This is a genomic window from Armatimonas sp., assembly GCF_031410135.1.
In the GTDB taxonomy this organism is placed as follows: Bacteria; Armatimonadota; Armatimonadia; order Armatimonadales; family Armatimonadaceae; genus Armatimonas.
Map to the genome: position 1 here is coordinate 1 of NZ_JANNYP010000621.1, position 10,127 is coordinate 10,127.

10 protein-coding genes and 1 tRNA gene are annotated in these 10,127 nt (G+C 59.5%); 7 read left to right on the plus strand and 4 right to left on the minus strand.

Annotation, left to right across the window (positions count from 1 at the left end; genetic code table 11):
• Both RMO15_RS22735 and RMO15_RS22740 read right to left on the minus strand, forming a co-directional pair.
• Positions 1-1,067, minus strand: a 1,067-nt coding sequence (locus RMO15_RS22735; protein WP_309717677.1) for a hypothetical protein, incomplete at its 3' end; no start/stop codon positions are given.
• Positions 1,068-1,250: 183 nt separating this feature from the next.
• Positions 1,251-1,321: transfer RNA gene (locus RMO15_RS22740), tRNA-Gln, on the minus strand.
• Between the two features lie 68 nt (positions 1,322-1,389).
• Here RMO15_RS22740 and RMO15_RS22745 point away from each other — a divergent pair.
• Genes RMO15_RS22745 through RMO15_RS22760 form a run of 4 tightly spaced genes read left to right on the plus strand, consistent with a single transcriptional unit; the run spans position 1,390 to position 5,434 of the window.
• Positions 1,390-2,922 carry a carboxypeptidase M32 gene (locus RMO15_RS22745; RefSeq protein ID WP_309717679.1) on the plus strand — a complete coding sequence of 511 codons (1,533 nt, stop codon included), beginning with the start codon at positions 1,390-1,392 and terminating at the stop codon, positions 2,920-2,922.
• Positions 2,923-2,925: 3 nt separating this feature from the next.
• Positions 2,926-3,891: a glycoside hydrolase family 43 protein gene (locus RMO15_RS22750; RefSeq protein ID WP_309717683.1), complete on the plus strand. Its 966-nt coding sequence runs from the start codon at positions 2,926-2,928 to the stop codon at positions 3,889-3,891.
• Positions 3,892-3,911: 20 nt separating this feature from the next.
• Positions 3,912-4,712: a DUF4058 family protein gene (locus tag RMO15_RS22755; protein ID WP_309717688.1), complete on the plus strand. Its 801-nt coding sequence runs from the start codon at positions 3,912-3,914 to the stop codon at positions 4,710-4,712.
• Positions 4,713-4,765: 53 nt separating this feature from the next.
• Complete coding sequence (locus RMO15_RS22760) at positions 4,766-5,434, plus strand: L,D-transpeptidase family protein (protein WP_309717691.1); 669 nt, start codon at positions 4,766-4,768, stop codon at positions 5,432-5,434.
• Position 5,435: 1 nt separating this feature from the next.
• On the opposite strand, the gene RMO15_RS22765 is transcribed toward RMO15_RS22760, so the two are convergent.
• Entirely contained in the window at positions 5,436-6,917 is a 1,482-nt protein-coding gene (locus RMO15_RS22765; protein ID WP_309717694.1) for an SDR family oxidoreductase, read from the minus strand.
• A gap of 281 nt (positions 6,918-7,198) precedes the next feature.
• On the minus strand, positions 7,199-7,618 hold the full coding sequence (locus RMO15_RS22770) for an NUDIX domain-containing protein (protein WP_309717696.1): 420 nt from the start codon (positions 7,616-7,618) through the stop codon (positions 7,199-7,201).
• Between the two features lie 293 nt (positions 7,619-7,911).
• Between RMO15_RS22770 and RMO15_RS22775 the strand changes: the two genes are divergently transcribed.
• The 3 genes from RMO15_RS22775 to RMO15_RS22785 all read left to right on the plus strand — a co-directional run.
• Positions 7,912-8,526 carry a trimeric intracellular cation channel family protein gene (locus RMO15_RS22775; RefSeq protein WP_309717699.1) on the plus strand — a complete coding sequence of 205 codons (615 nt, stop codon included), beginning with the start codon at positions 7,912-7,914 and terminating at the stop codon, positions 8,524-8,526.
• Positions 8,527-8,530: 4 nt separating this feature from the next.
• Positions 8,531-8,914: a VOC family protein gene (locus tag RMO15_RS22780; protein ID WP_309717701.1), complete on the plus strand. Its 384-nt coding sequence runs from the start codon at positions 8,531-8,533 to the stop codon at positions 8,912-8,914.
• Between the two features lie 30 nt (positions 8,915-8,944).
• The coding region (locus tag RMO15_RS22785; RefSeq protein ID WP_309717704.1) for a DUF2723 domain-containing protein at positions 8,945-10,127 on the plus strand (1,183 nt) is incomplete at its 3' end.

A 10,127-nucleotide genomic window follows, 5' to 3' on the forward strand; every position in this document is an offset into this window, starting at 1 on the left:
GTGAGTGCCTGGTAGTGCTCCCCGACCCGAACCAACATGACCCGCACCTCCACTTTGGTGGGGCCTTCAGGGGTCTCAATGGTCGGGATAAAGTTCACGCGCTCCTGCAGAATCCACTGTGTCGGATCAGCGACCTCAGCAATATCAGCCTTTGTCGGACCAACTTTCACGCCCAGGCCCGCAAACGAGAACAGGGGCTTGAGCACAAAGTCTTCCAAGTTCTCCGGGAGCGCCGTCACATCCGAGAGAAAGCTGGTCTTGGGGACACTCGGATGGTCGAGAAACGGCAGGGAGAACTTGCTCAGAAGAAAGTACCAGTTCGGGTGCCCGGCCCATTCTAAATCCAGCTCATCGCGAAAATCAAAGGGGAGCGGGATACTCTTGCGCACCACTTCATCCACGATCACCCGGTTGTAGAGGCGCTTTATTGGGGTGCCATCAGGGGCAAAGAGTCGCTTTCCGCGCTTGACCACCTCTTGCACATCCAAAGTTCGGACGCCGTAGCGCTTCTCCGTGAGGACAAAGTCCGGCAGGGTCTTCTGGGTCTGGGGCGCGACTTCCAACAGAAAGACCTCGCGGGGATCGTAGTCGCCACACAGAGCTTCGGAGAGCACTGCATGGTTGCTCTGTGCCGTGCCCCTCTCCAGATAGGTCTCCAGGGAAGAATCCAGCCCAAAGGCATCACGATAGGCCTCCGCGAGCACGGGCTGGAAGGCATAGAGCGAGGGGAATCCTTGAATCTCGACCAGCTTGGGCTGCCCAGCGCCATCTAGCCCGAAGTCGGCCTGCACAAAGAGGGGCGCAGGGTCGGTGCCGGGGACGCGAAACGCTTCGGGGATGGCCTCGGTAGCGCGGGCAAGATACTCAGAGCTCCCTAAAAGCTGCGCGACCAGCTCTCGGCTCGCACGGATCATCGCCTCCAGAGTTGCCGCCTCAAAGAAACACGGCGTCTCCGCGCAACGAAACGCAATCGGCACGCCACAACGCTCGGTCAGCAAGCGCTGGAATGCCTCGTAGCGCTCGGCGGTGAAGGCCGCATTAAACGCAGTGCGATAGCTATTGATCATAAAAACATCTCCCAGCTCCGAACCCCAGAACCCACCCGGCTCCGCTCGTTCCTCGCTACGCCACCCTCCCTCAGGGGAGGGTTCGTAACCCCCTCCTGCCTCCCCCTTCCTTCGTAGAGGGACGGAGGCCGGGGGGAGGGGTTCAAATAACAAAACCCCGCTACGATTGTAGCGGGATTTGGATTCCCGGACAAGGATTCGAACCTCGATTAACAGGGCCAGAACCTGTCGTCCTGCCGTTGAACGATCCGGGAGCGGCTAGGCGAGAGATACTCTATCGCAGATTTACCCGATTTGCAACCCATCGGGTACAATGCCGCCTATGTCTGACTATGAGAGCTTACTGGCCCGCCTTGCGGAGCTAGGTCATTTGGGCCACGCCGCCGCACTACTGGGCTGGGATCAGCAGTGCTACATGCCGCACGGTGGAGGGCTCGCACGCGCCAATGCCATGGGCGCGATGAGCAAGATGCTGCACGAGCGCTTCACCGACGATGAAACGGGACGCTTGCTGAGCAATGCCGAGGCGGAGGGAGCTGAGGAGGGAGATAAGGAGGGTTCGGATAAGGCCCTGACACTCAGAGCCGTGCGCCGCGACTACGACAAGTCGGTCAAGCTCCCCACGGCACTGGTTTCGAGCCTTGCCCGAGAGACAGCACTGGCCCATGAGATCTGGGTGAAGGCGCGGCAGGAAAATAGTTACGCCCAGTTTGCCCCCACTCTGGAGAAGCTCCTGGGGCTCTCCCGCGAGGTGGCGGATCATCTGGGGCACGGTGGCTGCCGCTACGATGCGCTACTGGATCAGTACGAGCCCGGCATGACCACGGAGCAAGTGGCGAGTGTCTTTGCCGAGGTGCGCGATGGCCTGCTGCCCTTGATGGAGATCATCCGCGAGGGCGAGCCGGTGGACAACTCCTGCCTCAAGCGGGGCTTCGATGATAAGACACAGCTCCAGTTCGCGGAGTACATCGCCAAGAAACTGGGTTTTGACTTTGAGCAGGGGCGGCAAGACATGGCGGTTCATCCGTTCTGCCAGGGCCTACATCGCACCGATGTGCGCATCACGACACGTGTGGAGACCCACTGGCTACCTGGGGCACTCATGGGCACGATCCACGAGGCGGGCCACGGCATGTACGAGCAGGGCTTCGATCCCAAGGACGATGACACGCCACTCTCGGGGGCCGCAAGCCTGGCGTTTCATGAGTCGCAGTCGCGGCTGTGGGAGAACATTATCGGGCGCTCACGAACCTTCTGGAACGTGTTCTATCCCGGCCTCCAGCGCCACTTCCCGGGTGTGCTGGCCGATGTGGATGTCCACCAGTTCTACCGCGCGATCAACCACGTGGAGCCGTCGCTGATCCGGGTTGAGGCCGATGAAGTGACCTACTGCCTGCATATCTTCCTGCGCTTTGAGCTGGAGCAGGAATTAGTGGCGGGGACTCTGGCGGTGAAAGATCTGCCCGAAGCCTGGAGTGCTAAGATGCAGAGCTATCTGGGCATCACGCCCCCGAGCGACGCGCTGGGCTGCCTGCAAGATGTCCACTGGTCGGGCGCGATGTTTGGCTACTTCCCGACCTATGCGCTGGGTACGATGCTCTCGGCGCAGCTCTTTGAGAAAGCACTGACTAGCGACTCCGCCATCGAGCCAGGCTTGGTTCGTGGCGACTACGCGCCGCTCTTAGGCTGGCTGCGCACGAATGTCCACCAGCCCGGACGGCGCTACCTACCCGGCGAGCTGACCGAGCGCATCTGCGGCGAGCCGCTCTCCGCCAAGCCACTGATCCGCTACCTGCACAGCAAGTACCGCGAGATCTACTTCGCCGAGCGCCGCGACCGAAAGCGAATTCTGTAAGCCATGTCTGACCTGCCCCTGATTTCCCATGTTTACACCGCAGACCCGTCGGCGCATGTTTTTGAGGGGAAGCTCTATCTCTACCCGTCGCACGATATTGATTCGGGCATTGAGTCCAACGACAATGGCGATCAGTATGCGATGCGTGATTATCACGTGTTCTCGATGGAGAGTGCCCACGGGCCGGTGACGGATCACGGGGTGGCGCTGGCGCTCGAAGATATTCCCTGGGCGAGTGCGCAGCTCTGGGCTCCCGATGCGGCGGCGAAAAACGGGCGCTACTATCTCTACTTCCCCGCACGCGACCAAGATGGCATTTTTCGGATTGGGGTTGCGGTCTCTGACTCGCCGTCTGGCCCGTTTACGCCAGATCCCGAGCCGATTGCAGGGACGTTCTCCATTGACCCGTGCAGCTTCGTGGACGATGCGGCGAGCGGCGGCGCGGCCTATCTCTACTTTGGCGGAATCTGGGGCGGGCAGCTCCAGTGCTGGCAAGGCGATGCTTTCAACAAAAACGCGCCCGTCGAGCCCACCGGAGCCGTCCCCGCGCTCGGGCCACGCGTCGCCAAGCTCTCCGACGACATGCACGCGCTGGCGGGCCCCGTCACCGAGATCGCAATCTTAGATGAGAGTGGCAACCCGCTCCAGGCCGACGACCACGACCGGCGCTTCTTTGAGGGCGCGTGGGTTCACAAGCTGGGCGGGGTGTACTATCTCTCCTACTCTACTGGCGATACCCACTACCTCGTCTACGCCACGTCGGACAATCCGCTGGGGCCGTTTACCTACCAGGGACGCATCCTAGAGCCCGTTCTCGGCTGGACAACCCATCACTCCATCGTCGAATTTCAAGACAAGTGGTATCTGTTCCACCACGACGCCAGCCTCTCGGGCGGGGTGAATCACCTGCGCTGCGTCAAAGTCAAAGAGCTGGCCTGTGATGCAGAGGGAAAGTTCTCCCTGGCCTAAATTTACGATACAATTTCTCCATGCCCAGCCCGTTCCCTGGAATGGATCCGTATCTCGAAGACCGCCGTGTCTGGGAGGACTTTCACACCACCTTTCTGGTGGCACTTCGGGCCGCACTAAAGCCCCAGCTTCCACCTGATTTTGTCGCACGACTTGAGGAGCGCATCTATATTGTTGAGTGGGAGCACCGCTTTCGCGCCGATGTGGCGGTGATTCACCATGAGCCACCCCGAACGAGCGGTGGAGTCGCCACGCTGGAGCGCCCGACTCTGGCGACACCACCACGCTACCTGCGGGTCTACGAAGAAACGATGCGCGAAGTGTTTCTGGAGGTTCGGCGGGTGCGCGAGCCGGGCGAGGTTGTCACAGTGATCGAGCTACTCAGTCCCGCCAATAAGGAGTCAGGGCGGGGCAGAGAAGAGTACTTGCGTAAACAGCGCGATCTTCTCGCCAGCGACGCGCATCTCATCGAGCTGGATTTTCTGCGAGGCGGCGAGTACACCCTGGCTCCGGATCGAAAGGCTCTACTGAAAGAGTATGGCCGCTGGGACTATCTCGTCTCTCTGCACCGCGCTCCCGCCGTCCCCGGCTACCACGACTTTGCCATCTGGCCCATCACTCTGCGCGACCGCCTTCCTGAGATTCTCATCCCCCTCACCGACGATCAGCCCGATCTTGCCCTCGACCTGCAAGCCGTCTTCACCCGCGCCTACGACGATGGCCCCACGGAGACGCTGGACTACACCAAGCCCTGCACCCCGCCCCTCTCCGATACCGACGCGCTCTGGGCAAGCTCGCTCTTCCCCGTAGAGAGCAAGTAACCCACCACGACGCCAGCCTCTCGGGCGGCGTAAATTACCTGTAAAATGCGCCCATGCTAACACAAGCACAACCCCTGAGCGGCATCAGCTTTGCCGACAGACCCGAGACTCTCTATGTCGATGCACGAAAGGTCGCCGATGCCCTTGGCTGGGAAGTCGTCTGGGAGGAGGCCACCCAGCGCCTCTCGATCAACAATAAAGTGATCACCTCCCCCAGCAGCGTGCGACGGCTCCTCGATGGCACCGCGCTCCTCGTGGTAGGTGCGCTACGCTCCCTGGGCGGCGATGTCTCGTGGGAGCCGTCAAGCGGCACGGTGACGGTCAAGAGCGGGGCGCACACGATCCAGATTGTCCGTGGCGCAAAGCGTGTCGAGGTAGATTGCGCCACCCAGCGGCTCCAAGCTTGGCAGGGAGAGACACTGGTTCTGGAAACCCCGGTGAGTACGGGTGGGGCGGGCCACCGAACCCCGACGGGTGATTTCACGGCAGGGCCAGTCAAGGAACGCATGCACTACTCCAGCCTCTACAACGGAGCCCCCATGCCCTATAGTGTCCAGGTGAGCGGCAATATCTTCATCCACGGGTTCACCAGCGTGCCACGGTTCCCCGCATCGCACGGCTGCATCCGAGTCCCCCTAAACAAGGGCAACCCCGCTCGCTGGTTCTACGAGTGGGTTGACCGGGGAACCCCCATTCGCATCCAGGGACGCTGGCAGGGGTAAGCTACCAGTCTGTGGGCAGGTAGTCTTTGAGGAACTTGCCCCAGACGTGCTCGCCGGTGTTGATACCCGCGATAATCGGATCAACAATGCGGGCGGCACCATCCACAATATCCAGCGGCGGATGAAAGCCGTGCTGGGCCACTTTGCGCTCCGCGATCTGCACCGGGTCCTCGTCGGTGACCCAGCCGGTATCCACCGCGTTCATGTGAATTCCACTCGCCTGGTAGTCCGCCGCCGACGTGCGGGTCATCATATTGAGCGCGGCCTTTGCCATATTCGTGTGCGGGTGGCGGGTTGTCTTGAACTTGCGGTAGAACTGCCCCTCCACCGCCGAGACATTGACAATGTGCTTATCGCGCTCCGGGGTGCGCAGCATCAGCGGCTTGAGGCGTGCATTGAGGATATACGGCGCGACGGCATTGACGAGCTGAACCTCCAGTAGCTCCACCGCTGAGACTTCGTCCATCTGCAAGCGCCAGGAGTTGCGGTCGCGCAAATCAATCTGCTGCAGGTCTTGATCCAGCCGCCCTTCTGGGAAGAGATCTTGCTGGCCCACGCCCTCACCAGGGAGAAGTGCCATCTGTGAGAGCTTGGCCGAGGGGAGCAGCTCGTAGCCGCGCAGACCCTCGTAGCCCCCGAGGAGCTTACGGGTGGCCTCAGGGAGCGCGGAGAGCGGGGCTTGCTCGCCCTCCATCATGTGGGAGTAGAACTCCGGAGGACGGCGCACGGTCTGGCAGGCATTGTTGATAATAAAATCAAGTCGCTCACGGGTATTGAGAAGGTGCGAGCAGAACGCCTCGACACTGGGCGTGTGGCGCAGGTCCAGCCCAAAGATCTCCAAGCGATCCGCCCACTCGGAAAAGTCTGGCTCTAGCGCATAACGCGCCGCTGAGTCGCGGGGAAATCGGGTGACCACAATTAAATGCGCCCCCGCCCGGAGCAGCTTAATCCCCGCCTGGTAGCCAATCTTCACGCGTCCACCCGTGAGTAGCGCCACGCGCCCCCGCAGATCCGCGAGCTCGGTGCGCTTGGCAAAGTTAAACGCAGCGCAGGTCGGGCAGAGCTGGTCGTAGAAGTGGTGGAGCTGGGTGTAGTGGCGCTTGCAGATGTAGCAGTACTGCGGCTCGACCGCCTCGCGAAAATCGGGGTCGTCACTCTCTTGCTGGCTATCGTCGCTGGGCGGTGCGTAGTTGGGAGTCACAAAGACCGCCTCGCGGCGTAGCTTGCGAATCCCTGTCTCGTGGAGCACACTCTCCACTTTCTCGCGCTTGTCGGCTTTTCGCAGGCGTTTGGTGGCTTTCATTAAGTAGCGATGGCTCGCATCATCGGGAGTCGCCACTTGCCCTGCCGCCTTGAGCAAGCGCGCAAGGTCGTCCTTGTTAAGGTGGGCCAATAGTGCCCGATCCTCCACAATCGCCTCTAAAACATCCATCGCCGCCCGCACCTGGCGCGTCAGCTCTTCCGGGTTCTCACTCGTCAACATCACCGCCTATTGTACGGCACCCAGACAAACAAAAACGACGATCACACTTCGTTTTGAAGGGATCGCCGGGGTTCGTTTCCTGGGTTTTCCAGGTCACTATGCATATAGTGTATCCCAAAACAGACGCTCGCCGCCACTCAATAATCTAAATGAAAGATACATTCATTGGCAATCAAACAACAAGTATCTTCTGAAATATCAAGATAAAGAAACACTGAAAATAAAATATCACCAAAAATCGAGCTTCCTCTGTCTCGCAATTGTCTCCTAATTCAGGAGCATTATTTGGGCATAAAACCACTATCTCGGAGCTGGGTCAGTGTCGCAAAGAGAGGCTCAGGAAGATTTTCCCAGGGGTGCCAGCTCCAGCCGAGGCACTTGTCGGGCTCGCGGCGCTCGGGCTGACCTAGAGCTTCGGGGCAGTCTGCGAGGAGAAAAAGGGTGACCGAGTGCTTGTCCTCGGCTTCGAAGAGAGTATTGGTGTAGGGGCCGTAGCGCAGCTGGCTAATGACCAGGCCCGTCTCTTCAAGCACCTCGCGGCGTGCACAGACTTCGAGCGACTCACCAAACTCTAAATAGCCACCGGGCGGTGCCCAAGTTCCTACACCATGAGTTCCTAAACGCTGGCCGAGGAGCAGTTTCCCCTCGCGCAGGAGCAAGACTGCCACACCGACACGAGGAATTAGAGGCGAAGTTTGCATGGGAGGCAGAAACAAAAACGACGATCACACTTCGTTTTGAAGGGATCGTCGGGATTCGTTTCCTGGGTTTTCCAGGTCACTATGCATATAGTATATCCCAGAACAACCTCACCTCGCCACTCGGAAATTTAAGCTACAAAAATCGCAAATCAAGAAAATACAATAATTATCGCTATTTAAACAACATTAAAGGCATTTCCAATAGAAAAAAATCACTAAAATCACTTTCTAAATGTCTCTAATTTGTCTCATAAAATCGGAGCGGGAAATCGGGTGCGAGTAAAATAGCCACAATGACTTTGACCGAGCTTGCGACACTGCTGGGGACAGCGCTCTTTGCGGCATCGGGGGCGCGGGTGGGTGTACGAAAGGGCTTTGATCTACTAGGAGTCTTTGTTCTGGGCTGTGTCACGGCGGTGGGTGGGGGCTCTCTGCGTGATGTGCTCACGGGACAGACCCCGCCACAGTGGTTCCGTGACGAGCGCTTGCTCTGGGCCGCGCTGGCAGGGAGCCTGCTGTCGTTTCTCTTCTTCCGGCGCTTGGATAAGCGCAAGAGCGAGCTGGATATTCTGGATGCGGCGGGCCTGGCGCTCTTCTCGGCATCTGCCGCGCTCCGGGGGATCGAGCTGGAGCTGGGGCCACTAGGGGTGGTGTTTGTGGGGACGGTCTCGGGTGTGGGAGGCGGCGTGATTCGGGATATTCTGGCACGAGAGATCCCCGGAATCTTCCTGCCCGGCGCACTCTACGCCAGCGCCGCCATTCTTGGGAGCCTGGCGGTCTATGCGCTGCACTTTACGGAGCTGCCGAGCAATGTGCTTCTCAGTCTCGGGGCGCTGGTGACCTTTCTGGTGCGCCTGCTCTCCATGCGCTACCAGCTCCGTCTACCTGCGATAGAACCGGTAGAATAGAGCCATGCGCATCGAACACTTTGCCCTCAATGTTGCCGAGCCCGTCGCGATGGCGGCTTGGTATACAGCTCACCTTGGCTTTCGGATTGTCCGCCACGTGGACAACGCCACTCAGACCCACTTTCTCGCTGATGAGAGCGGCTTAAGCGTGGTGGAGATCTACAACAACCCGCCTGACCAGGTGCCCGACTACGCCAGCCTTGATCCTCTGATTGTTCATATCGCACTCGTCTCCGAAAACCCCGACGCCGACCGGGCACGACTGGAAGCAGCGGGCGCGACCTATGCCTCCGAAGTGCGCCTCCCCGATGGCTCCCAGCTCACGATGCTGCGCGATCCTTGGGGTCTGGCGCTCCAGCTCTGTAAACGCGGCACGCCACTGCTGTAAAAAATACGGGGGGGCTCCGACAATCAGAGCATGTCTCGTTTCTCGGATCGAAAGATTGCCTGGCTACTTTTCGCCCTCGCGGCGCTCGTGTACGCACTCACGATGTGCCGGACAATCTACACGGGCGATGACGGCAACTTCGAGACGGCGATGTACACACTGGGGGTCTGCCATCCCACGGGCTACCCGCTCTTTACTCTGCTAGGGCGGGCGTTTCTCTTTGGACTCGCGCCCCTGATCGAAGAGCCCGCCGCTCGCGTCAATCTGATGACGGCGCTCTTTGGAGCTGGGGCCGTGGCGATGTTCTATCGATTTGCCGCGAGTGTCGTGCCCTCACGCGCCGTCTCGGCGAGCGCGACTCTTTTGCTGGCCTTCGCCCCCACTCTCTGGCAACAGTCGCTCTCCTGTGAGGTCTATACCCTCACGTCACTGTTTCTGTGCACGGTGCTCTGGCTGAGTGTGCGCTTGGAGCGAGGCGAGCGAGTGCTGGCTCCGCTGGTACTTGTCTATGGCCTTGCACTCACCAACAACCTAATGATGGTGCTCTTTCTGCCCGGCTTTTTGGCACTTGCGTGTTGTAGAGTGGGCATTAAGAAGCTCTTACCTCTGGTGCCGCTTTTTCTGCTCCCGTTGCTCCTCTATGCCTACGTGCCGCTGGCCGCACACTTCAGCAAGTCCCCCGTGCTCTGGGGAAGCCCGACGACACCGGAGCTATTCTACAAGCATCTGTCCGGGGATCTCTACCGCCAGCTCATGTTCTCACAGCCCCTGAGTGTAGTCGGGGAAAACGCCCTGCGCTACGGAAGAGCACTGGTGGCCGAGTTTGGGATTTGGACACTCTGGCTGGCTCCAATCGGAGTGATCGCACTCTGGAAGACACAGCGAGCGATACTTTTCCTGACACTCTGGATTGCGAGCGCGAGCCTTTTCTACGCACTGAACTACCATATTTTAGATATCTACGTTTATTATTTACCATCCTTTATGATGATTACTGTCTGGATGGCCTTCGGAGCCTGGACACTGGCGCAGCGGGTTGCACTGAAGCCGCAAGTCGCCGCACTCACCGCTATCGGGCTGCCACTGATTGCGTTGGGAACCCACTGGGGAGCAGCAGACAAGAGCGGCAATGTTATCGAAGCGGATTTTTCACAAAATATCCTGCTCTCCGCCCCACCCAACGCCATCATCGTCACGGACTCCAATGTCACTT